Source organism: Paenibacillus prosopidis, from assembly GCF_003337375.1.
Lineage (GTDB): Bacteria > Bacillota > Bacilli > Paenibacillales > Paenibacillaceae > Pristimantibacillus > Pristimantibacillus prosopidis.
This window is the reverse complement of sequence record NZ_QPJD01000019.1, coordinates 107,668-131,275: the sequence shown is the minus strand read 5'-3', so window position 1 is coordinate 131,275 and position 23,608 is coordinate 107,668. Positions and strand designations below refer to the sequence as shown.

Below are 23,608 nucleotides of genomic sequence, written 5' to 3'. Positions count from 1 at the left end.
AAGAACGGTGCGCGCACAAATCGTTCATACCTTTGGCACTTTAACGCTTGCCCTGCGATTTCCCCTAATACGCAACAGCTTTTGTTGTTGCTTTTCAGGAAAACAGCTCCGAGGTGAGCTCGTAGAAAAGGGGTTTTGGCGACAGTTGCAGCTGATCTGTCCGCTCTCTGATCAAAAGAGCCCTTAGCACTTCGTCCTCATCATTGCCGATTTTGTATTTACCACTCAGTGCGTACACCGCTACGTGGTAGATAAGACTTTCTTTATTATATGCCTTGTAACCCAGTTCGTCAAGAACCATATGCAACTCTTAGGGAAATAATTCGGCGCAATAAGACGACATGGCACATATACTAGTTTAACCCCTGATCGGCAAAATCATGCAGCGGTTCAATTCTTTCGAGGCCGCAGAAATGGAATGATAATCATGATACGACTATATGAACCTCGAATTGACGAAGCCGAGCTTGTCCGCCTCATCCGCACTGAGCTCATTCCGCTGTCCCATACCGTTCATCAGCATGACGCGCAAACGATTCGCGAGCTGCCGAAGCGGTTTAGGCGAGGTGTTACTTATGTAGCTTCTTTATCCAAAAAAAGCGCACCCGTCGCATTCATTCATTTTGAAGTAATGGGTGAGGTGCTCTATCTGGATATGATGGTTACGCATCCCGAGCATCGGAACCGTCAATGGGGCAGGAAGCTGATAGCGCATAGCGAGGCCTACGGCCAAGCGCAGCAATGCAAAGTAGCCCGATTGTTCGTGGATCAGGTAAACGCCAAGGCCCATCACTTATACAATAAGCTTGGCTACAATACCGTCCGTTACCTTCCGGAGCTTCGCTGTTATGAACTGCTTAAGCCGTTGACCCCGCTATCATTGCCTAATGTCTAATAAAAACCATTATAGTAGCCTGGACCATAATATGGGCCACCGTAGCAGCAACCGCCGCCGTACCCGCCTCCCCAATAAGGAAGCGTACCGATCGCGAGTAGATCAAATAAGACGAGCGGTAAAATAGCTTTAGTCTGTACGAGCTTGCCCTTATCTTTTTTAAGGGGAGCGATTACCAGTTTATTCTTGTTTAGATGAACAAGTTTCCCTGTCACGACAGAGCCGTCTTGACGTACTGCATAAATGGATTTGCCGACCAGTTTCCGAACCTCTTGCTTGGAAACATTACGCATGCGAAATCCCTCCTTTCCTGTTGTACTTCAGTATATTCAGGGAAAGAGTTGACCGACTGTATGTTTGTCCTTCGTAATTATAAATGTGTAATAAAGCAAGAAGGGCTGTCCCGAAGTCATCGAAATGACTACATGGGACAGCCCTTATTCATTAATTAACGACTAAGCGTTAATTTTTTGTTTGGCGATGCCTGCAAGCGAGTTGAACGAAGTGATATCGTTAACAGCCAGGTCAGCAAGGATTTTGCGGTTAACTTCTACGCCCGCAAGTTTCAAGCCGTGCATGAATTTGTTGTACGAAAGTCCGTTGATACGGGCTGCCGCATTGATACGAACGATCCACAGTCTGCGGATGTCACGTTTTTTGTTGCGACGGTCGCGGTAAGCGTACATAAGGGACTTACCAACTTGCTCCTTCGCTGTTTTAAACAGACGATGTTTCGAACCGAAATAACCTTTAGCTAGCTTTAAAATTCTCTTGCGACGACGAGTGCGGACAAATCCGCCTTTGACTCTTGCCATGAGTGGAAACCTCCTGTAGGTTGAATTTTGCTTAAAATATGTTTATCGAGCTTATTATTTCAAGTTGGAAAGGCCTTGTTTCAAACGGCTAACGTCGCCAGAAGCCATAAGCGGTTGGCCGGCAAGTACGCGTTTTTGACGTCCGGATTTGTGCGAAAGCAAGTGGTTACGGTAAGCTTTGTAACGTTTTACTTTACCAGTACCGGTAATTTTGAAGCGGTCTTTCAGACTGCTGTGAGTTTTCATCTTAGGCATATCAGTTATCCTCCTTAAAAGTCGTTATCCAGTTGTTAGCTGTTTGTTTTGGGTGCCAAAATCATAATCATGCTCCGGCCTTCCAGCTTAGGAGCGCGCTCAACGCTGCATATTTCGGCAACCTCTTTCGAAAGACGATCCAGAATCCGCTGCCCAATCGCCGCATGCGTAATTTCACGGCCGCGGAAACGAACGGATGCTTTCACTTTATCGCCTTCATTCAGAAACTTAACAACGTTACGAAATTTCGTTTGGTAGTCATTTTCCTCAATGTTAGCGCGGAACCACACTTCCTTAAGATCTACGATCTTTTGGTTTTTGCGGGCTTCCTTCTCTTTCTTCTGCTGCTCATAGCGGAACTTTCCGTAGTCCATGATGCGGCATACCGGCGGCTTTGCCGTCGGAGCGACGTTAACCAGATCCAGATTAAGCTCAACTGCAAGCTGCAGTGCGTCGCGAATCGATTTAATACCAATTTGCTCACCGTCAGCGCCGACTAAGCGTACTTCTCTGGCCCTGATTTCATCATTGATTTGATGTTCTCTGCTAATAACGTGCCACCTCCAAAAATGGTTTGCTCATATTTTCACACAATAAAAAAATGCGGGTTCGCTCGAACCCGCATCTCATAACCGTACGTTTATGCCATTACATCATTTCGTATGAAATAATATAGTGACCAATCGATTATCGCGAACCAGCCAGCCTTAGCCGAAAGGTGAGAAGCGGGTGCTTCTGCTTGTGCGTCATTAAATTAGTTGAAAATGTTACCGTGTTACTATACCATAACCTGCAAAGTAGTGTCAACAGCCTCGCTGAATGTTTTATAAGTGACTTGGTAACTTGGGCAAATGATCATCAAAATTAAAGCTGTTTGCTCTGTACTTCCTCGAGTCTGATGACGCGGGTATGCTGCGTATGACTCCACTTCTTGTTGTTTTGCGTGAAGAACGCGTGAACCGTAATCGGCCACCAAGACAAGGTAAACAACAGGAATGTTGGAATGCGCAGATATAGCTTCCACGATACTTTTGCCATAAGCATAGATAAAGGTATTTGCACGAATACGTATGCCATGTACGGAATGCTGAGCCATAGCGGCAGCAGGTTGTACACGGAGGTCACGTTGTCCCCGCCCGACAAGAAGATATCGCCCCAAATAATCGCCGCGATAAAGAAGCCGGCCAAGTAATTATAAGCGTTAAAGACATACAATGCAGCGTCGATCTTAGTCATGCTGCGTTCCTTGATGCCCTGCCAAAGCAGCGGCAGCATATACTTGCGGGTGACGTCGAAGTGTCCCTGCATCCAACGCAGTCGTTGGCGTGCCGAAGCTTGGAACGTGATCGGCTTCTCGTCGAACACCTTTGCTTCGAAATTGAATTTCGGATAAATGCCCCGCTGGATACAGCGGACCGTGAATTCCAAATCCTCTACCAGACTAGTCGCGCCCCAGCCCATTTCCTTAAGCAGCTTAGCGTCAAAGCACATGCCCGTACCGCCAAGGAAGTTTGCGAGACCGAGATTCGACCGCGGCAGCTGCCATAGACGGTTACAGAACCAGTAGTTAATTGCGTTTGCAGAGCTGACCCAGGAGTCGTTCGGATTTTTTGTATCTAAGTAGCCTTGAATAACCCGGGATCCATTGATCAAATCATTGTTCATGTATTGCAGGAAGTCAGTGGCCACAAGATTGTCAGCGTCGAAAATCGCAACGCCATCGTAGCTCTTCGGCATTTTCCACAACTCTTTAAGCATCCATTCGACTGCATAGCCTTTTCCGCGCTGGTTCGGGTTTTCACGAACGCATGCGTACACGCCTTCGTAACTATTCACAACATTGACCGTACCGTCCGTACAGTTGTCGCAAATAACAAAAATGTCATAAAGCTCGCGCGGGTATTTCATCTTTTGAAGGTTTTCAATCAGCGCGCCAACGACCTGTTCTTCGTTATGGGCTGCCACCAGTAATGCAAATGATTTTTTCGGTGCGTGGGAAAGATCTTCTTTTTTGCGGTGCCATCCAAAAAAAGTTAAAAACAACTGGTATACACCTAACACGGCGAACACAATTTGAAAAGTAAACATTATCGTATTGAACATGCGGTACTGCCCCCTTGTGACCCCATTTTTTGGCTTGCTTCATTGCCTCCCTAAGGGATGGCCGGCAAGCTTTTTATTATATACTTTTCTCTCTGATAAGCGTTTCTCTGCAAACGCCTCGCGAACATTACTGATTTTCCACGGAAACTACTGCTTTGTCAAAAGTTGAATATGACGCGATTACGCTTAATCTCGTCAGAAAAACGCTTCCATGGCATACCAATGAACATATTACCTCCTTTTACGGCGACTTAGCCTTATTTTCAACCATTTACTAATTTTTTAGCACTATTGACCTTACTTACGTGATAATGTGAGAAAATGTTAATGTTTCTACCGCCTTTAATCGATAATGTGACGAATCGGTGTATCGCTTGACGATATTTGCTGCTCACAGCACTTCAGTAAATTTTCAAAAATAGTGTCCCATGACTGTTTTAGACTATATGCACGTCCATTAGCCGCCATGCTTCTCCTCAAGTTCTCGTTACGGTAAAGCAGCTCGAGCGCATCGGCAAACTCCTGAGTATGATGCGGCGAACAGCGAAGACCGGTTACACCATGTTCAACCGTATCCACCACACCTCCTTTATTCGCACATATGACAGGCGTGCCGCATGCCATCGCTTCCAATACAACATTGCCGAATGTCTCCGTCGGAGACGGAAATAAAAAAACATCGGCAGCCGCATACCAACGCTGCAATTCCGGCATCGTTGTAAAGCCGATAAAACGCGCATCCACTTGTTCATCCAGGCACTTCTTCCGCAGCATTTCCATCGAAGGACCGTCACCGGCCAATACCATCACCGATTCCGGACAGACTCTTCTCTGAAAAGAGGCGAAAGCCTCTATTGCAGTTTCGACATTTTTCTCGGGCGCTAACCTTCCGACATAGAGCACGATAAATTTGTCGTTTCCTATATCATGTCTGGTAAATAAATCTTCGCGATTCACCTTCGGGTGGTAAGCCGCGGTATCGATTCCTCTGCTCCATATCTCCATTCGTTGAGCATTCCAGCCGCGCTTGATTAAATCGCCATAGGTCGATTTGGAAGGTACAAATATCGTGCCACAATCCCGGTGGAACCATTCCAAATATGTCCATAACAGCTTCGCCATCCATTGCAAATTGTAAAATGGCAAATATTGATCAAAATTTGTATGATACGATGCGATGAGGGGAATATCGTGTTTTCGGGAGTAATGTATGCCGCAAAGACCGAGGTTAAATGGAGTAGCTACATGAATTAAGTTTGGTTTGAATTGCTGGAGCGCCCGCCGGATATGAATCGGATTCGGGATTGCCAGCCGGCATTCGGGGTACAGCAAAAACGGCATACTGGCGAACCGCTCCACCGAATTAAGCGACCGATACTCCCGCGGATCTTCAGGAGAATCAGGTGCAAATACCATACACTCAATATCCTGACGCTTCAAATAATCGATCCAACGCTTCAGTGTTCGGGCCACACCGTTCACATCTGGCACGTACGTGTCGGTAAAAAGCGCTATTCTCATGCGATCGCCTCCGTCCATTCGGTTGAGAGCCGGGTAATGATCGTTTGAACAACAACTGCTATAACAACCGAATAGGGTTTGGTTATTATGGTAAACGGCAAATGTTAGCCCAAAATCAACGAAAAATAAATACATCGTTAATATAGGATTATTAAATTGTTTACGTCCGGGTAACAAAAACATGTTAAACTCGTAAATAGAAGTAACAGTAAGCCACCGTTAGGAGGATGACAGCGATGGAACGAATGATAGGCTGGCTGAAAACGAATGAGCAGCGGGTGCTGATTTGGGCAAATCGGAGACCAACAGGGGGAAAGCAGCATACTCTTCTTGGAAGATGGTTGAGCACTGTCACACATATGGGCGGCGCTACTTTTACGCTTGCCACCGCCCTTTTATATGCGCTTCTAGCTCCTGCTCCATGGAGCACAACAGGCTGGCAATGCTTGATTGCGGTCATCGTTAGCCATTTACCTGTTGCAATAGTAAAAAGAAAATTCAAACGGCTGCGGCCGTATCAGGCGCTGCCAGACGTGAATACATGTCCGAAACCGCTGCGCGACTCTTCCTTTCCGTCGGGTCATACGACAGCTATATTTGCTTGGCTTGTCCCCATTTTGTTGACGGGCGGCATCTGGCTCGCGGTATTGGTTCCAGCGGCGTTATTGATCGGAGTATCTGTCGGTTGGTCAAGAATGTATCTTGGTTTACATTATCCATCCGATGTCGCGGCAGGCGCACTTATTGGCACGGTAACCGCCATCGCGGTCAACTACTCATGGGTTACATCGGTTTTTGGTTAAAATCAAATTTCTTCATCTTCTTGATCAATTGAATCATTCGCTTCTTCGGTTTCTTTCAACGATTTTTCATGCTTCGCTTCGCGGTGCTTCTGCAGCGCCTCAGAACCGATAACGACCTCACAGCGATAAATATTTTGCCCTTTTTCCATAAACTTCATCTCATATTCAGTAAACACAAGGTCCTCCCGGGGACCTTCTTTGTGCAAATGAAGTGAAATATTGCGCATAACAAGCTCCATTTCCGCAAAGCTGTTCAGAGAAAACTCAAATAATGACTGGGAATCGGTCTTAAAATGAATTTCACCGCGCTCGTTCAGCAGCTCGATATATTTCTCGACGAATCGCGGATGAGTCAGCCGGCGGCGGGCGTGCTTGCTTTTTGGCCACGGGTCGCTGAAGTTCAAATGAACTCGTTCAAGTTCGCCTGGGGCAAACATCGTTTCAATACCTTCTATATTTGCACGCAGCAGCGCGAGATTGGGCGGATTCGCCTCTCCCTTTTGCTCCCATATTGCACGTGCCTTCTCGCTCGCGCGCCGCAGAAGCTCGTCATACATATCAACGCCGATAAAGTTAATATGCGGATAACGGGCGCTCATATGGCTGATGAAACGTCCCTTACCCATACCAAGCTCGACATAAATTGGATTGTCGTTCCCGAAAAATTCACGCCATTTTCCTTTGTGGGGTGCAGCATCGAGCACAACCAGCTCCGGTTGTCCCTCTAAGCTTTCGCGAATACCTTTTCTTCCTCTTAGACGCATATGCAATAATTCCTCCATTTATCGTAGACATAAGCACATTATAAAAATGCGGTATATACATGCTTATAGTTCAGCTAGTCCTTATTGTGCCCAAGAAATTGTGCAATGTAAAGAGTAACGGGGCAAAATAAAAAGCCGCGGCCTGTCGGCGCTGCGGCTTACATGTTGTCCATGCGGTTTGCGGCTTAGAGCAGAAGCTCGTATGAAATCGGGCTTTTGTCTTCTAGCTCGCGCTCATAGGTTCCAACAAGAACTTCATTAAGCTTCTTACGGGCAGAAATCTCTACGCCATGATTATTGTGAAAACGGACACCCGTCAATGCCATCAGCTCTTTAACTGTCAGCTCAACCGTAACCTTGTCGTCGCCATGCGGAATTTTAGCAGATGTACTCATCTCAAATCACCTCATCGATTTATTTTAAAGTATTACCATTTCATCGACGTATCATGAATCCAGGTACAATTAGGCTATGTCAGGTTTTTTTGTTGTCTTGTCGCACTTTTAATATAACACTTCATGTAAGGTTACGCAAGTCTAAAATGTACCATTTCAAAAATATTTTCCAATTAAAGCGGTTTCCGAACGTTCTTAACCCGCTCATCCATCAAACGTGGCTTTTCCGCTCGTTTTTCGCTAAAATAAAGGGTGAACGTCTTGAAAGAAGGAGAAAACGATGATTGAATTACACACATCGCAGGGGCAGCCTATGCTCTGGGGCGATAAACGATTTCATACATGGAATTACGAAATGCGTGAACAGTTTGGCGGCAAGGTGTTTAAGGTCATGCTGGATGCAGGCTTTACGTGCCCAAACCGCGACGGCTCGATTGCCAAAGGCGGTTGCACGTTCTGCAGCGCCCGCGGGTCAGGCGACTTCGCCGGCAGCAGACGCGACGATCTTGTCACGCAGTTCAACAACATACGTGACCGCCAGCATCAGAAATGGCCGGACGCGCAATACATCGGCTATTTCCAAGCTTATACGAATACGTACGCGCCGGTAGAGGAGCTGCGCGAGTATTACGAAGTTATTTTGCAGCAGCCGGGCGTTGTCGGCTTATCGATTGCCACTCGTCCCGATTGTTTGCCTGATGATGTCGTCGATTATTTGGCCGAGCTGAATGAGCGTACTTATTTGTGGGTCGAAATGGGTCTTCAAACCGTACATGAATCGACTTCGGAGCTCATTAACCGGGCACATGATACGGCTTGCTACGTCGATGCAGTCCGCAGGCTGCGCGAGCGCGGCATTCGCGTGTGCGCCCATATTATTTACGGACTTCCGCAGGAGACGCATGAGATGATGCTCGATACGGGCCGCGCCGTCGCGAAAATGGATGTGCAGGGTATAAAAATCCACCTGCTCCATCTCATGCGCAAGACGCCGATGGTCCGGCAGTATGAGGCAGGGCTGCTGCGATTTTTGGAGCAGGACGAATATGTGAAGCTTATTGTCGACACCCTCGAATTTTTACCCCCTGAGATGATCGTTCATCGGCTGACAGGCGATGCTCCTCGAGATCTCCTAATCGGACCGATGTGGAGTCTGAAAAAATGGGAAGTGCTCAACGCCTTCGACGATGAGCTGCGCAGACGCAATACGTGGCAAGGCAAGCTGTGGCAGCCGGAGGTGTAGCATGGGCTTTCTTTCCGTACTGAGCATGGCGCACAAATGGATCGCCGAGCGGACTGCGCCCGGCGACACCGTCATCGACGCGACGGCTGGCGGCGGCGTAGATACGCTGGCGCTGGCACAGCTCGTTGGTCCCAAGGGTACCGTATATGCCTTCGATATTCAGCAGGAAGCACTCGATCGTACGCGAGAGCGCCTGCTCTCCTCCGCTGGCCAGGACAAGCTGCCGGCAGTGAAGCTAGTGCTTGAGAATCATGCCCATATGGCAGAGGCCATTGATTCGCATCACGCGGGACAAACGGCTGCCGTTATGTTCAACCTCGGATACTTGCCGGGCGGCGATCAAACCGTCATAACGGAGCCTGCATCAACGATAGCCGCGCTTCATGCGGCTATCGCTGTGCTGCGCCCAGGCGGCATCGTCACATGCGTCCTATATCCAGGCCACCCAGGCGGCGAGGCGGAAGCTGAAGCCGTCGAGGCGTGGGCTGCACAGCTGCCTCAATCGGTTGCGCAGGCGGTCACTTACCGTCAGCCGCAGCGTCCAGCAGCGCCGTATCTCGTTGCAGTGGAGAAACGATCTGCGTCATAGGCAATTAGATGCAAGCTTTATGCACCTCATTTCGCAGAGTTACATCTGTTAAACTTAATAAGGAGCATTTTAAAACTTCATACCGCGCACTGAAATTCCAATGCATGGCTCTTGCGCTGTACACTGGCACAGAGTTCATCGTATTGTAGTTTTAAATACATACTAGAGACATGGGAGAGAGATGAACGATGACTGTAAAACCTTATCCTTTGCAATTCAAAGCGGAAATGAAAGAGCGCATTTGGGGAGGACGGGCTCTTGAGAACTTTGGCCTCGAGCTGCCGGAAGGGTCGATTGGCGAAGGCTGGATGATCGGCGATCATCCGAACGGCACGACAAAGGTTATGAACGGCGAGCTTGCAGGAACAGGTCTTGATCATATCCGTGAAGCTTACGGACGTGAGTGGTTCGGTACGCAAGGCTTCTCCGAAAAAAATGGACGTTTTCCGCTTCTTATCAAGCTGCTCGATTGCAATGATGACCTGTCCATTCAGGTGCACCCAACCGACGCATACGAGGGACTTCCCGAAGGTGAGCTTGGCAAAACGGAAATGTGGTACATTCTTGACGCTAAGCCCGGCGCAAAAATCATCTACGGTTTAAAGGATGGCGTTGACCGTGCAGCTATGGAAGCTGCGATTGCAGAGGGCCGGATTATGGATACGCTGCAAGAAGTATCTGTCGAAGCAGGGGATGCTTTCTATATCCCAGCCGGGACCGTCCATGCGTTATGCTCTGGTGTCGTCGTGGCTGAAATACAGCAAAATTCCGATACAACCTACCGTTTATATGACTACGACCGTCCAGGTCTTGACGGTCAATTGCGTGAGCTGCATATTGAAGATTCTCTTAACGTGATTGCCTACAAAGGCGCAGGCGCTCAGCGAATGAAAACCGACAATGCCGTAGCCGGTCAATGGATGACGATTGCTTCCTCTCCTTATTTTATTGTTGAAAAAGGGCTTGTCACTGCGCCTTGGCAGCTGTCCACCTCGCTTGAGAGCTTCGTCATCCTAGTCGTAGCAGAAGGCGAAGGCCGATTGAAATGGGCGGACGGCGATCAGCCTGTCAAAGCAGGCGAATGCTTCCTTCTTCCCGCTAACCTCGGCGGCTATGAGCTTTCCGGCAGCATGACCGTACTTCGCAGCGTCGTTCCTGCTTAACGACAAAAAGTCCGACGTCTTAGAAGACGTCGGACTTTTTGTATTAATTTTAAGCAAGTCGAAGGCACATCTAGAGCAATTACAAGGACAGAGCTTTAGTTTCCGCTTCCACCGTAAGCATGAACGGACGCGGCTTCGGCTTATTGCTGCCCGCCTCTAGTGCATACAGCACGACTAGCAGTGTATGACGTTCCTTGTTCACTTCCCCGTTAGCAAGGAATGCCGCCAAATCAAATGGCAGCTTCTCGATAACCGCATGCTTATGAAGCTCCTTCTCGTTCAAAGCGAGTGCAGCGAATTCATCGGACACATCGCCCGGACGTTCGGCAAGACGGCGCATCCAGCTGCTCCATACCGACTTGTCCATCGTGAATTCCCACCATGTTTTGCGCGGCTTGTAATTATGGTTAAGGAAATAATCATATTTCATCAGCCCCAGCACGACATCCGCATCCAACCGCGCACCCGCAGTTGAGAGGACTTGATCAATTGCAACATCCTCATCTGCAGAAATCGGCAGCGAAACGAGAAACGCCCATAGCCTCGAGAAAAGATCCTCCAGCTGATGTCCGATCTTTTGCCAGCCGCTGCGCTCCCAGAAATCCCCGAACGATTGGAAGAAATCGAACGGAGACGGAAACACCCGATCCACTAAATAGAGCAGTGTATGATCCATCCGGTGCGCATTCCAGTATTTCTCCAGCACATCCTCTACCCGTTTAATCCGCACAATATCGCCAAACGGCATCAGATCGTTGCCCAGCATTTCGTATGGCGACCTGTCCATATAAATATAGCCCCATTTATCGGCTTCGCGGCGCAGTCCAGTTCCGCGCAGCATTTTGAGGAAGCCAAGCTGCAGCTCCTCGGGACGAAGCTCGAATACGTCGTTGAACGTTCCGCGGAACGTGTCATAGTTTTCGAGCGGCAAGCCGGCGATTAAATCGAGATGCTGATCGATTTTGCCCGATTCCTTGACCTTCGTTACCGTGCGCACGAGCTTCGACCAATTTTGACGCCGCTGTACGGCCTCGTTAGTCGGATCGTTCGTCGACTGTACGCCGATTTCAAAGCGGAAAATGCCAGGCGGCGCATGCTCCGCCAAATAATCAAGCACCTCGGGGCGCATAATGTCCGCCGTAATTTCAAACTGGAACACGCAGCCGCGGTGGTTTTCAATCAAAAAGTTAAAGATCTCAAGCGCATAGTCCCGTTTAATGTTGAAGGTACGGTCGACAAACTTGATGAGCTTGGCTCCCGAATCAATCAAATAAAGGATATCAGCCTTCGTCCGCTCCATATCATAGTATCGAACGCCGACCTCGATGCTGGATAAGCAAAACTGACAGCTGAACGGACAGCCGCGGCTTGTCTCAAAATAAACAACCCGGCTGGCCAAATGAGGAATGTCCTCCTCGAAGCGGTGCGGTGACGGCAGCTCATTCAGACTAAGCTTCGGACGAGGCGGATTAATGATAACCTCTGCATGGTCCTCCCGCTGCTTCCGGTAAGCAATACCGAATACCATATGATATTTGCCGTCGCCTTCTATTTCAGTAAGCAAATGATGGAAGGTCTCTTCGCCTTCCCCGATGACGATAAAATCTACCTCTTGCAGCCGATCCATCCAGTAATCCATGTCATAGCTAACTTCCGGTCCGCCGAGCACGATCTTAAGGCCCGGCTTTATTTTGCGCAGCATATTAATGACTGTTATCGTTTCTTCAATGTTCCAAATGTAGCAGGAGAAGCCTACCACATCAGGATTGCGCGAGAAAATATCCGACACAATGTTCATCGCCGGGTCTTTAATCGTATATTCCGCAATCTCCATATCGAATCGGTCGCCGCTGTATGCCTTTAAACAGCGTAGAGCTAGCGATGTGTGAATAAACTTAGCATTTAATGTGGACAGTACCACTTTCATAACATGACCTCTCTAACTTAAGCATTTGCTTGCATGGTTCATTTCGCGAATACGCAGCACCTGCAGCAAGATGCCTTCTATTGTACCGAAAATCAATGCAAAAAAGAAGAGGCATCCATTCCCGCTTGAAAGCGGCAACAGACACCTCGCATAAATTAGTCTCTGACTTTAATGTGAAGCTGATCCTTGAGCTGCATATCGATGACCGGATAACGGACGCGCCATTTGCCGCCGCCGATTGAGCTTACCTCGCCAGGCTCCAAGCCGCGCGGTTCAAAACCGTAATCGCGTTCAAATGATATGAGTACTTGGATTTTTTCGTCCGGGAGCATACGGTGAAGCTCATAGCCTAAATTAATCGACCAGATACGAAGCTCCTCAGCCGTCGCCGGACCGTAATACATGTAGTAAAGCGGGTCGATATCCGCTGTCAGCACGAGCCAGCCTGAAGAGTCGCGATTCACTTCCCATTTGGCAAAGCTTGCTGTCCCCTCCGTTGTTTGCAACGAAGAATACTGGTCAGCCATCAGCTTCTGAATATCAGTCAGCGGTGCGCCGACGAGTGTTTCAGGCAGGCTGGCCGGTAAAAATTTCGCGTCCTTAATCTGTGCTTCAGTAGCTGCGCCTTTGAGAATAGCCGCATGCATAATCGATACTGCAAAGTTCAAATCGGCGTTCGTGTTGGAGTAGCCTAGCGATGTAATACCGATGAGCTCGCCATATTCGTTAAAGAGCGCTCCGCCGGAGCTGCCGTGGTCGATTGGCGCGCTAGTCTGAATGTAGCGAACTCCGCCTTCGTACGTAATATTGCTAATTAGGCCGTCTGATACTGTATTTTGAAGCCCAAGCGGACTTCCGATCGCAACGACCTTATCGCCTTTGCGTGAATTCAAGCCATAGCCGACTTTGACTGCCGGAAGATCGATAGGCTCCTCCGTCTTGATGATGGCAAGATCGATATCGGCGTCATAATTGACGACACCCGTTATTTTCATCTCGTCTCCAAAAATAGAAAGCGCGGTTGCCGAGGCTGCGTCTGCCATTACGTGGTGATTAGTCAGAATCAGGTTTTCTCCAATGACAACGCCGCTGCCTTGCGCGTTATTCGTCATAATCAGAACGACACTCTCATCATATTTATTTACGATTTCGGTAGACGTAAGCTTAGGCAAATTTTTCTGTGCTTCCTGCCACTTCTCGTACTCGGCCAATTCTGCCGCTTCCGGAGAAGTTATACGAACCGCATTAGCGGCGCTGTCCCATTTCACCGTCGCGCGAAGAGACTCCGATATAAAACGAACCGGTACAAAAGTAACGCCTTTGCGCACAACTGCCGGTGCATCCAGCTTCACCGTTTTACCGTTAACTACCGCATCTTTCTTGCCGACCTTAAGAGAAACCGAAATGCTGCCCTTGCGGCCGATAATTGTCTCCGTCTTACTTTCCCAAGTAACAGACGCTCCTAGTGCTGTGAAAATATCGCGCATCGGAACGCAGGTAACGCCCTTCTCTGCATACGCGGGCGCAGCGAGCGAAAGCTTTTTTCCATCTACAATCACTTGCAATTGCTGCTTATTTGCTGTAACCGCCTTTGCAGAAATGCTTGCTGCCGACACGGACGTACCACCAAGTCCTGGCAGCGGAGCAAGCAACAGGCCTGTTACGAGCAATGGACAAAGCAAAGATTTAATAAGTTTTGTTTTCAAGTAACGGTCTCCTCCAACCTCTTCCATATTCCCCATATGTATATGTATCTTGTTTATCGTACCATCCGGCTTGGCGATTTGTCTATGAAAACGGCTTTCATAGATTTTCCAATCGATAGGGATGGAAGATTAGAATTCCAGCCGTTAGTCATGTTATAGTAGGAGTATTGAATCTAGGAGGTTTTAGGCATGCATAAGGGGAGAAAGCGCCCGACTCATCAAGCAGATAAGAGCAAGTCTTACCCGGTTACTGAACCGATGGAGCTGCTACCTTTTCTCATAAAAAATATATCCGGCGCAGGACGAAACGTCGTAAAGTCGATTTTGGCGCACGGGCAGGTGTCAGTCGACGGGAAAGCCACGACCGCCTACAACTACTCCTTGCAGCCAGGTCACACGGTGACCGTAAGCAAGGAACGAATACAGGAAAAGCCTCCGATGGAGGGGCTGTCGATTATGTTTGAGGATGAGCATATTATCGTTATTAAGAAGGATGCCGGTCTATTATCGGTATCGTCGGATTCTGCGAAAGAGAACGAGTTGACAGCCTACCGCCAGCTGATGGCGCACGTGCGGACCGAAAATCCGAAAAATCGGATATTTGTCGTCCACCGGCTCGATCGCGATACGTCGGGCGTGATGATGTTCGCAAAGAGCGAAGCGATCCAACAGCAGCTGCAGAACAGCTGGCAGGATACCGTTCAAGAGCGCATCTATGTCGCTCTCGTCGAAGGAACGGTCAAGAAGGAGAAAGGTACGGTTTCTTCCTGGCTGAAGGAAAGCAAGACGCTCAAAATGTATTCCAGCCCCTATCCGAATGACGGACTTCATGCGGTCACTCATTACAAGGTGCTGCGAACAAGCAAAAGCTTCTCGCTGCTCGAGGTTCAGCTGGAAACTGGCCGCAAAAACCAAATTCGCGTCCATATGGAAGAAATCGGCCACCCGGTAGTCGGCGATAAAAAGTACGGAGCGCGCACCAAAGCAATCGGCCGTCTCGGTCTTCATGCCCGTGTGCTCGCCTTCATTCATCCGGTATCGGGCAAGCTGGTACGGTTTGAGACTGATATTCCGAAGCTGTTTCTGAAGCCTTTCCAAGCGCCCGTACAACCGTAAATAAAAAGAAGCGAGAGGAACTCAATCATGCCCCATCTCTTATTTCGAGGCGTACCGGCCGAGGAGCTGCAATCAGTAGCTTCGCAGCTTGCCGAGGAGCTTGCAGCGCTTTGCGGCTGCGGAACAGACAATTTCACCATGAATTGCTTACATACGACGAACGTATTCGGGGGCGGTTCCGACGCCCCAGCCTTTGCCTTTGTCGAGATTGGCTGGTTCGAACGCGGTCAACAGGTCCGTGACAGCTTTGCCCTGGCAGTGACTAGATCCATGCAAAAGCTTGGCATCAATGAGATCGAGGTCGTGTTTCAAACGTATCGGGAAGACAGTTATTACATTAACGGGGAGCCTTGTTTGTAACGGTTCCTAGCTGCGGATAATGCAGCTGATCGAACCGTTATTTTCATTCATCAAGGGGATCAGCGTACCACATTGGATTTACTGCAGGATAGGAGCAGAAGTTTGTTGTTATGCTGAGCTATATTGGATTTCTTACAGTAAATTCAGCGAAATTCGGTACTATCGAAGAAAAACGGGCTGCTTCGTATGCTCTATATTGGATATTTCCCTTATAGGGCACACGCAGCGGCATAAAAGATTGAAGTTATTGTATTTGTCCAATATAGCTCTCGATGCCCGTTCTCAGCTAACCTCCTACGTTGGCCTGATTGCCTTAATCCTCTTTATCACCGAACCTTTTTGCCGATCTAGCGCGTGCACGTTCGATTTCGACCTCGCGATTGCGAGGCTCGGCACTGGTAACCAACGAACCTAACAGATTACGGGCAACCTCAGCCACCTGCCCGACGGCACGATTAAACGCCGCCTCGTTCGCCTTCGAGGGCTCGTTGAAGCCCGAGATCTTCCTCACGAATTGGAGCGAGGCCGCATGAATTTCATCATCGGTAACCTGAGGGTCAAAGTTGAAAAGTGTCTTGATGTTTCGGCACATAGTGTTCTCCTTTTGATAACCGTTTTTTATCAATCTTACTACACTCCGATTTCTCCCCTCAAGGAGCAGCCACCGTACCCATGCCGCTAACGTCCGCGTAACGCTTGAACTATAACCGGAATCTACTCCCGGCAGCTGGTCGCCATTCGTGAAAATATAAGCGGCATCTTCGCCCGGTCTTAGCTGCAGCTCCTGCGGATTTTGCTTTTTCCAATCAAATGCTTTCTTCATTGGCTGATATCAGCCTTGGCATGGATCGTACTTCCACTGCGGATGGGATATAAGTAAAAGAAGACAAGCGCAAGAACTAAAGCAACTAACGGAATAACGCTCAGCATGGAACGGATGCCCCATACCGCCGCTTCCGTTTGCACGGCATCCTTCACATAGCCGGTTACTTCCAAAATAAGGCCGATAACGACCGCCTGCAGCGATATGCCCCATTTTACAATGAACCCGTTCATTCCGAAGTACATGCCTTCTCTGCGGACGTTTGTTCGTTTTTCATCCTCATCAATGATTTCGGACAATAGCACGTCAAGCAAAACGAGCAAGCCAGCCAAGCCGATTCCGATTGCAGCAGCCGCAATAGCAGCGGCAGTCACGCTCGATACGAACAGAAACGGGATCATCGCAGCCGCGTAAATGCATACTGCATAAATAACCGTTCTGCGCGGACCCCACTTTTGAACGAATCTTCCCCATATGTATACGCAAGGAATGGCAGCGATAAATATAACGCCAAGCAGTACCGTATTGCTGTCTTCTGAGGCCACCAGCACGTATTTCGTGAAAAACGGAATCGCGGCGGGAAGCACGGCGAACGTGAACTGTACAAAAAAGCTGCCGATCACATAAAAAACAAAAGCCCTATTTGAAAATGTGAATTTTAGCGACTTCAGAAACCCTACCTCTTCGCGTTGAACGACTGTTTTCTCTTTACTGGACGATACCATAATGATGAAAAACAGCAGCGCAATACCGGCAAAAATAGCCCCCATCGGTCCCCAGCCCAGCTTGCCGTATAAGAGCGGCGGCAGCGCAACGCCGATAATCATTCCGACGATACCGAACATTTGGCGCCAGGACGATACGGATGCGCGCTCCTTAATGGTCGTGAACATTTCCGGAAACAAAGCAGAATAATTGAGAACAACCATCACAAATAAAATATCATAGAGAAGAATAACCGTCAGAAAATACCAAAACAACGCAGAGCCCGTAACGACCGGAAACCAGACTGCCGTAAATAACGCTGCTAACGGCACCATACCGAACATCATATAAGGAATTCGTCTGCCCCAGCGGGAATTCGTCCGGTCGGATATATGGCCGAATAGAGGATTGAGCACCGCATTCACGATGCCGTGAATAACCATCGCAACGCTTATTAAGCTCGGTCTGACGCCAAGCACGTCCACATAATAAAATACAATGTAGGATGCAAATGCCTGCGCTAGCAGATTGACGGATAAATTTCCTGAGCTGTACGCTAATTTCGATTTAAAGCTTGAATTGGCCATGAATAACACGCTCCCGGTTACGATGAAAGTCAACATATAATCCGCTTGCAACATTTTCATCTTACCGTACAAATCCTTTTTATTCCATAATTAACTTTTAAAATGGCATGCAGCGGTCATTCATCAACCCGCTTCTCCAATGCATCTGCTATAATAAATGAATATTATTTCTGAAGGTGATGAAGTGAGCAGCAACTATTATACATTTCCGATCGGTATCCATAAAAGCGAGGTTCCCTTTGCCCCAAAAGCAGAGGCGGAAACAAGCTGTCAGCTCGTCGGCGCAGAAGAGGCTGATGCTTCATTTTTCCGCGCTTTTGAGCAATACGGGATCTCTCTCAACAGACCGCAAATCGCCGCGGTCCGCCACAATACAGGCGCTGCGCTACTACTTGCAGGCGCCGGCTCGGGCAAGACGTCCGTCCTCGTATGCCGTACTGCTTATTTGATAGCGGTGCGCAGCGTTCAGCCGCAGCATATCTTACTTATGACCTTCTCCAAAAAAGCGGCGGATGAAATGCGCGGCCGAATACGTTCGCTTCCTGTTCTTGATGCCCGCGCAGCAGGCGGCGTAGAAGCGCGTACCTTCCACTCGTTCTGTCTCCAGCTGCTGCGGGGACGGGGTTACCGTCAAGCCATTCTCGGAGAAACCGGACAGAAGCATATTTTTTTCAAAAGGCTAATGCGTGAGCTTTTACTGCAAAATGACTATGAGCCGGAAACGCTGCTAGCCCGGCTCTCAGCGATTAAGCTGCAAATGATCAGCATTAACGATCTGCCCGAAACGACGACGGAGGAGAAGGAGCTGAAGCTGCTTTTCTCGCGCTATGAACAGTGGAAGAAGGACATGGACAAGCTCGACTACGATGACCTTCTGCTGGAAGCCTACCGGCTGCTCCGCGATGATCCGGCGCTGCTGGCCTCGCTGCAAAGTCGTTTCCAATACATCATGATCGACGAGTTTCAAGATACGAACCAAGTCCAGTATGTGCTTGTGCAAATGCTTGCCGACAAACACCAAAATTTAATGGTTGTCGGTGATGACGATCAGACGATTTACTCCTTTAACGGCGCACGGAACGATTATATTTTAAATTTTGAGCATCAATATCCGGGAGCGGTTACGATTGTTCTAGACATTAATTACCGCTCTACCAGCACGATCGTCGGACTTGGCAATGCCATCATTCAAAATAACAAGCTGCGCAAGGAGAAGACGCTGCTGGCCGTCAAGCCGAAAGGAGTCAATCCTTCCTACGCCCGGCTCAAAACAACTCAAGACGAAGCGCAATTAATTGCTGATACAATCATTGCGCAAACCGCGCAAGGAGGCAAACGGTCATTTGGTGAATTTGCCGTTCTCTTCCGAACAGCGAGCAGCAGCAGGGCGCTCATCGAGCTTCTGCTGACGCGGCAGCTCCCGTTTATCGATTTCGGAGACGGTCAGCTGTTTTATGACCAATGGGCCATTAAGCCGTTACTCGCCCATTTACGGCTCGTGATGGACCGCCGGAACTTTGATGCGATGGAAACGATGCTTCCGACGCTTTACATGAACCGTGAGCAGGCAATGGCCTTTATATGGAATCAAGATAAGCAGCGGGCGAAGAAATGGCCGCTCATTCATTTGCTGGAATATCCGCAGCTGAAGGATTTTCAGAAGGACAAAATTAAGGAACGGATTAAGCTGATTAAGTCGTTAACTGAATGCAAGCCTGCCGCCGCTATTACCCAGCTTCGCCAAGGCTTCTATGATCAATTCCTTGAAACAAGCAAACGTCATGAAGTGACCGAGCATAAGGAAGGACTGAAGGAGGTTCTCGATGAATTCGAGGCTGCGGCAAGCACGTTTGATACGATAGAAGCTTTTATAAAATACATTGATGATATTACGGATAAACATGCTGCCGTGCAGCAGCAGCAGAAGCATGAGCCGAATCGCAGCGCTATATCTCTCATGTCCATCCACAAATCGAAGGGACTGGAATTTCCGGTCGTATTCGTGATCGGGGCTTCGGAGGGCATCCTTCCTCACAGCTCCGCGCTCGCCGCGGACAAGCATAGCGACCGAAGCTCCATACAAACGGGAAACGATACAAAGGCTGAGGCTTTGGAGGAAGAAAGACGTCTGGTATACGTTGCCGTTACAAGAGCTCAAGAGGAGCTTTATATCAGCTCACCTGCCTTATACCGCGGCAAGCCTACTGAATTATCCCGCTTCATCCGTTCCGCATTTGTCGCTGAACAAGAGGCAGATGCTGGCGCCGAGACGGCCCTCGCCTGGATTTGCTCCAGCGATTCATGCCAGGTGTGGCAGCGAATTATTACGTACGAGGATTCTCAGGCTGCTTCGCGCGCTTGTCCGATGTGCAATTCGCCAATGGAGCAGGGGACCAAAGTGCTGCCCAAAAAATCAAAGTGAGAAGATGCGGGAACCAGAAGAGGCCGTTCCTTCAGTAGATAGTTCTACTGCGGGAACGGCCTCTTCATTGCAATTTGGTTAGAGGAGTAAGCTACAGCGCAGGAGGCGTGAAAGACCGTCCCGCGAACTCGGCATCCAGCATATAGAAGGCATTGCTGTCTTTGTCGATCCGTTTTAGCTTCTGGATAATGTTGTCGAACAAAGCTTCTTCTTCAACCTGCTCGTCAATGAACCATTTCAGGAAGTTGATCGTCGCATGCTCGCGATCATTCATCGCAAGGTCGGACAAATGATAAAACCGCTTCGTGTTCTGCTGCTCGTGTCCATATCCCTGCTCAAAGGTGTCCAGTATCGACGCATAGCTGTTGTTCGGCTCTCCCAAAGCGGAAAGCGTCGCACGGCGTCCGCGGTCATTAAGGAACTTGTATATTTTCATAGCGTGAAACCGTTCTTCCTCAGCTTGTACAATAAAGAAGTTGGCAAAGCCGTCAAGGCTTTCACCGGAACAATACGCAGCCATCGCAAGATACACATGCGCCGAATAAAACTCAAAATTCATCTGCTCATTTAACGCTTCCGCTAATCCATCATTCATAGCTAGTGCACCTCAGCTTTCCTAGTTTGTACTTATTCTAACATAAAAATAAAGAACGGCAAATGCCGTCCTTTGTAAATGTATCCATTTTATATTGTTATCCGATCATTTTTTTCAACTGCTTATACAGCTTCTCTGCTGACGGCGCGCTTACCGTCTTCGACTTAACGACGACAAAGCATTCCAGCTTACACGTCTTACAGTTGCCTAGGCAATCGCTCTTTTTCTGCTTGATGTCCGGATAGCGATCCTTCATTGCTTTATAAATCGGCTTTAATCCGTTCTTGAAATTATGCTTGCAATATTTAATCTTCTTCATCCGAATCACCCCGCAGCGCAACGGCGTATTAGCTTCCTACTATATGATAATGATTATCATCCTCGTTGTCAACTGCGAAATTTTTAATGAATGAAACAAGCAGCTTCCTTCCAAGCTTTCTTTATTGCTTCTTCAGTAATTGATTCAGCACTTCCTGTCCCTTTATCAGCTGGCTGTCCTCGCGTTCAAGCTTCTCGCGGAGGCGGTCAAGAAGCTTATATCCGGTCTTGTCATTAAACTGTCCGGTAACCTTGAGCTTCTCATCCGATTGGAATCTGCTAATCGCTTCAGCTGTTTGATCATCAAACAATCCTTCTTGACCCGTTGGCCCGTAGCCAAGCTCTTTCAGCATCAGCTGCAGCGTCTTCACCTCTTCGCCGTAGCTTCCCGCCTTCATGTCCGTGCCGATTGCGAGCGGCTTTAGCTGGGCATAGTCCGGGAGAGCGACAGCATAATCCGGCGATACGCCTGTTTTGTTAATCCAGGTCCCTCCCGGCGTCTTCCACTGCGCCTCGGTCAAGCTTAATACGGAGCCGTCCCTGAATTGATTGAACGCTTGAACGACGCCTTTACCGTACGTCTTCTCACCAATGACAGCAGCTCCAGCCGACTCCTTGAGCGCCGCAGTCAATACTTCGCTCGCACTGGCCGATTGACCGTTTACCAATACGGCAATCGGCAAAGTCCACGCCTTTTCCTGCTCTGATTTGTACGTAACCGTTTGCCGCTCATTTTTGTATACAACGTTTAAAATCACTTTATCCTTCGGAATAAGCGTATTCGCGATTTTAATCGTTGGCTGCAGTAAGCCGCCCGGATTCGAGCGCATATCGAGCAAAAGGCCTTTGAGCGGCTGCTTCGCTTGCAGCTCCTTAAGTGCTGCAGCAAATTCATCCGCCGTTTTCTCGCCGAAACGGCTTATCGTCACATGACCGATTCCGCCTTCTAACAGCTCTGAAGTTACCGTATGAATAGGAATGGCTTCCCGCTTCAACGTTACATCGAACGGCTCTACCTCAACTCCGCGTTGAATTTGCAGCGCCACGGAGGTTCCCTCTTCGCCTCTAATAACGCCCAGCAGCTCCTGAAATGTCTTTCCTATCAGCTTTTGCCCGTCAACCGTAACGATAACATCGCCTGGCAGCAGTCCGCCGCGCTCAGCAGGCGCCCCTTTCGTAAGTGCGGAAATAACGAACTGCTCCTCTTCTTGTCTGATCTCCGCTCCGATTCCGTATATTTGCCCTTCATACGATTGCGTATAGGCGTCTCCTTCTTCCTCAACCAAATAATTGGAGTACGGATCATCCAGCGACGCGACCATGCCTTCTGTTGCTCCGTGAATTAAATTTTTCGGCTCCGCGCCGTTCAAGTAATCATTTATAATTTTTTTATAGGACACGGTGAATTGCTGGAACGTTGGCTCTCCCAGCATCGGATATCTAAATCCCATCCAAAGCAGCCCCAGTGCAAATCCAATTGCCGTAAACAATACCGCTCCCAGCGCGCAAAGTGTCAGAAACCGTTGTTTCGCGGCGGCAGTCGTAAAATAGTTCATTCGTTCATCTCCTTAAAAGTTTTACGAAGCAAAACTTACTTCGAAAGCACACGATCGGTCTTGTATGTAGGGTTCTTTTTCGCTACAATCAACCTATTCTTAAATATAGAGAGCTGGAGAGGAGCATCACCGCTAGTATGTATAAACTAATCGCTATTGATGTGGATGATACCTTGTTGACGGATGACATCATTGTAACGGAAGGCACGAAGCGTGCGATGGCGGCAGCTATAGCGCAAGGCGTAACCGTAACGCTGGCAACAGGCCGCATGTTTGCATCCGCCCAAAAAATCGCAAAACAAATCGAACTCAATGTTCCTATTATTACTTATCAAGGGGCACTCGTCAAAACACTGCTCGACGGACAGGTTTTATATGAAAGAAATGTACCGACCGATGCAGCCAAAGAGATTCATGCTTTCGCTGAAGCACACGGCCTTCACTTGCAGCTTTATGTAGATGATGAGCTTTACGGTACGGAAAACAATGACAAAATAAAGGCCTATTCCAAGCTTTCCAATATTCCTTACAAGATAGAGCCTGACTTCAACAAATTGCTCGACTATCCGATGAACAAAATGCTCATTATCGATGAGCCCGCCCGCCTCGATGAGATAGCGGAGCAGCTAAAGCCGCTAGTCGGCGATCGAGTTCATATTACGAAATCCAAAGCGCACTACTTGGAGTTTATGCATAAGGAAGGAACGAAAGGTCACGCCTTGCGTTTCATGGCAGAGCATCTCGGCTGTACGATGGACCAAACGATCGCCATGGGCGATGCTTGGAATGACAACGAAATGATTCTAGCCGCTGGTCTTGGCGTGGCGATGGGCAACGCCATACAATCATTGAAGGACATCGCCGACTATGTAACGCTAAGCAACAACGAGGAGGGCGTCCGTCACGTCATCGAGAAATTCGTGTTGAACGCTTCAGCAGAATAGCCT

24 protein-coding genes and 1 other annotated feature are annotated in these 23,608 nt (G+C 48.6%); of the genes, 9 read left to right on the top strand and 15 right to left on the bottom strand.

Annotated features, from left to right (window positions below; all coding sequences use genetic code 11):
* The first annotated feature begins 427 nt into the window (after positions 1-427).
* Positions 428-895 carry a GNAT family N-acetyltransferase gene (locus DFP97_RS25240; protein ID WP_181873673.1) on the top strand — a complete coding sequence of 156 codons (468 nt, stop codon included), beginning with the start codon at positions 428-430 and terminating at the stop codon, positions 893-895.
* Here the strand turns inward: DFP97_RS25240 and DFP97_RS25235 are convergent.
* The 6 genes from DFP97_RS25235 to DFP97_RS25210 form a co-directional block, all read right to left on the bottom strand.
* Positions 892-1,188 (bottom strand): hypothetical protein, encoded by a 297-nt coding sequence (locus DFP97_RS25235; protein ID WP_114383427.1) that lies wholly within the window; start codon positions 1,186-1,188, stop codon positions 892-894. The two genes, DFP97_RS25240 and DFP97_RS25235, sit on opposite strands and share 4 nt — an antisense overlap.
* A 162-nt stretch (positions 1,189-1,350) precedes the next feature.
* The gene (gene rplT, locus DFP97_RS25230) at positions 1,351-1,710 is read right to left on the bottom strand and encodes a 50S ribosomal protein L20 (protein ID WP_114383426.1); all 360 of its coding nucleotides are present in this window, start codon (positions 1,708-1,710) and stop codon (positions 1,351-1,353) included.
* Between the two features lie 54 nt (positions 1,711-1,764).
* A complete protein-coding gene (rpmI, locus tag DFP97_RS25225; protein ID WP_114383425.1) occupies positions 1,765-1,965 on the bottom strand; it encodes a 50S ribosomal protein L35 in 201 nt (66 codons plus the stop codon).
* 35 nt (positions 1,966-2,000) lie between these two features.
* Positions 2,001-2,498: a translation initiation factor IF-3 gene (infC, locus tag DFP97_RS25220; RefSeq protein WP_114383424.1), complete on the bottom strand. Its 498-nt coding sequence runs from the start codon at positions 2,496-2,498 to the stop codon at positions 2,001-2,003.
* A gap of 56 nt (positions 2,499-2,554) precedes the next feature.
* Positions 2,555-2,712 (bottom strand) — a sequence feature (ribosomal protein L20 leader region).
* 117 nt (positions 2,713-2,829) lie between these two features.
* Positions 2,830-4,068, bottom strand: coding sequence for a glycosyltransferase family 2 protein (locus tag DFP97_RS25215; protein ID WP_114383423.1), 1,239 nt, complete (start codon positions 4,066-4,068; stop codon positions 2,830-2,832).
* A 342-nt stretch (positions 4,069-4,410) separates the two neighbouring features.
* Positions 4,411-5,589 (bottom strand): glycosyltransferase family 4 protein, encoded by a 1,179-nt coding sequence (locus tag DFP97_RS25210; RefSeq protein WP_114383422.1) that lies wholly within the window; start codon positions 5,587-5,589, stop codon positions 4,411-4,413.
* 236 nt (positions 5,590-5,825) lie between these two features.
* On the opposite strand from DFP97_RS25210, the gene DFP97_RS25205 reads away from it, so the two are divergent.
* Entirely contained in the window at positions 5,826-6,392 is a 567-nt protein-coding gene (locus DFP97_RS25205; RefSeq protein WP_114383421.1) for a phosphatase PAP2 family protein, read from the top strand.
* Between the two features lie 2 nt (positions 6,393-6,394).
* Here the strand turns inward: DFP97_RS25205 and trmB are convergent, their stop codons facing one another.
* Entirely contained in the window at positions 6,395-7,156 is a 762-nt protein-coding gene (gene trmB, locus DFP97_RS25200) for a tRNA (guanosine(46)-N7)-methyltransferase TrmB (protein ID WP_114383420.1), read from the bottom strand.
* Positions 7,157-7,341: 185 nt separating this feature from the next.
* Positions 7,342-7,551 carry a hypothetical protein gene (locus tag DFP97_RS25195; protein WP_114383419.1) on the bottom strand — a complete coding sequence of 70 codons (210 nt, stop codon included), beginning with the start codon at positions 7,549-7,551 and terminating at the stop codon, positions 7,342-7,344.
* A 280-nt stretch (positions 7,552-7,831) separates the two neighbouring features.
* Between DFP97_RS25195 and mnmL the strand changes: the two genes are divergently transcribed.
* The 3 genes from mnmL to DFP97_RS25180 all read left to right on the top strand — a co-directional run bounded on the left by mnmL (position 7,832) and on the right by DFP97_RS25180 (position 10,546).
* Positions 7,832-8,794, top strand: a complete 963-nt coding sequence (gene mnmL, locus DFP97_RS25190) for a tRNA modification radical SAM protein MnmL/YtqA (protein ID WP_114383418.1) — start codon at positions 7,832-7,834, stop codon at positions 8,792-8,794.
* Between the two features lies 1 nt (position 8,795).
* Positions 8,796-9,383, top strand: a complete 588-nt coding sequence (gene mnmM, locus DFP97_RS25185) for a tRNA 5-(aminomethyl)-2-thiouridylate-methyltransferase MnmM (RefSeq protein ID WP_114383417.1) — start codon at positions 8,796-8,798, stop codon at positions 9,381-9,383.
* A 188-nt stretch (positions 9,384-9,571) separates the two neighbouring features.
* Positions 9,572-10,546, top strand: a complete 975-nt coding sequence (locus DFP97_RS25180) for a type I phosphomannose isomerase catalytic subunit (RefSeq protein WP_114383416.1) — start codon at positions 9,572-9,574, stop codon at positions 10,544-10,546.
* Positions 10,547-10,625: 79 nt separating this feature from the next.
* Here the strand turns inward: DFP97_RS25180 and DFP97_RS25175 are convergent, their stop codons facing one another.
* Together DFP97_RS25175 and DFP97_RS25170 are read right to left on the bottom strand one after the other, a co-directional pair.
* A complete protein-coding gene (locus DFP97_RS25175) occupies positions 10,626-12,473 on the bottom strand; it encodes a B12-binding domain-containing radical SAM protein (protein ID WP_114383415.1) in 1,848 nt (615 codons plus the stop codon).
* A gap of 155 nt (positions 12,474-12,628) precedes the next feature.
* On the bottom strand, positions 12,629-14,179 hold the full coding sequence (locus tag DFP97_RS25170) for a stalk domain-containing protein (RefSeq protein ID WP_181873672.1): 1,551 nt from the start codon (positions 14,177-14,179) through the stop codon (positions 12,629-12,631).
* A gap of 189 nt (positions 14,180-14,368) precedes the next feature.
* On the opposite strand from DFP97_RS25170, the gene DFP97_RS25165 reads away from it, so the two are divergent.
* Complete coding sequence (locus tag DFP97_RS25165; protein WP_114383413.1) at positions 14,369-15,295, top strand: RluA family pseudouridine synthase; 927 nt, start codon at positions 14,369-14,371, stop codon at positions 15,293-15,295.
* Positions 15,296-15,322: 27 nt separating this feature from the next.
* Positions 15,323-15,655: a DUF1904 family protein gene (locus DFP97_RS25160; RefSeq protein WP_114383412.1), complete on the top strand. Its 333-nt coding sequence runs from the start codon at positions 15,323-15,325 to the stop codon at positions 15,653-15,655.
* A gap of 313 nt (positions 15,656-15,968) precedes the next feature.
* On the opposite strand, the gene DFP97_RS25155 is transcribed toward DFP97_RS25160, so the two are convergent.
* The gene (locus DFP97_RS25155; protein ID WP_114383454.1) at positions 15,969-16,247 is read right to left on the bottom strand and encodes a DUF2277 domain-containing protein; all 279 of its coding nucleotides are present in this window, start codon (positions 16,245-16,247) and stop codon (positions 15,969-15,971) included.
* Positions 16,248-16,474: 227 nt separating this feature from the next.
* Positions 16,475-17,830, bottom strand: a complete 1,356-nt coding sequence (locus DFP97_RS25150; protein ID WP_245976592.1) for an MFS transporter — start codon at positions 17,828-17,830, stop codon at positions 16,475-16,477.
* 124 nt (positions 17,831-17,954) lie between these two features.
* Between DFP97_RS25150 and DFP97_RS25145 the strand changes: the two genes are divergently transcribed.
* A complete protein-coding gene (locus tag DFP97_RS25145; RefSeq protein WP_245976591.1) occupies positions 17,955-20,192 on the top strand; it encodes a UvrD-helicase domain-containing protein in 2,238 nt (745 codons plus the stop codon).
* A 91-nt stretch (positions 20,193-20,283) separates the two neighbouring features.
* Here DFP97_RS25145 and DFP97_RS25140 read toward each other — a convergent pair whose 3' ends face one another.
* From DFP97_RS25140 to DFP97_RS25130, 3 genes are all read right to left on the bottom strand, one after another.
* On the bottom strand, positions 20,284-20,787 hold the full coding sequence (locus DFP97_RS25140; RefSeq protein WP_114383410.1) for a ferritin: 504 nt from the start codon (positions 20,785-20,787) through the stop codon (positions 20,284-20,286).
* 97 nt (positions 20,788-20,884) lie between these two features.
* A complete protein-coding gene (locus DFP97_RS25135) occupies positions 20,885-21,106 on the bottom strand; it encodes a DUF1450 domain-containing protein (RefSeq protein ID WP_114383452.1) in 222 nt (73 codons plus the stop codon).
* Positions 21,107-21,227: 121 nt separating this feature from the next.
* Complete coding sequence (locus DFP97_RS25130; protein ID WP_114383409.1) at positions 21,228-22,661, bottom strand: S41 family peptidase; 1,434 nt, start codon at positions 22,659-22,661, stop codon at positions 21,228-21,230.
* Between the two features lie 137 nt (positions 22,662-22,798).
* Between DFP97_RS25130 and DFP97_RS25125 the strand changes: the two genes are divergently transcribed.
* Positions 22,799-23,605 (top strand): Cof-type HAD-IIB family hydrolase, encoded by an 807-nt coding sequence (locus DFP97_RS25125; protein WP_114383408.1) that lies wholly within the window; start codon positions 22,799-22,801, stop codon positions 23,603-23,605.
* Positions 23,606-23,608: the final 3 nt, after the last annotated feature.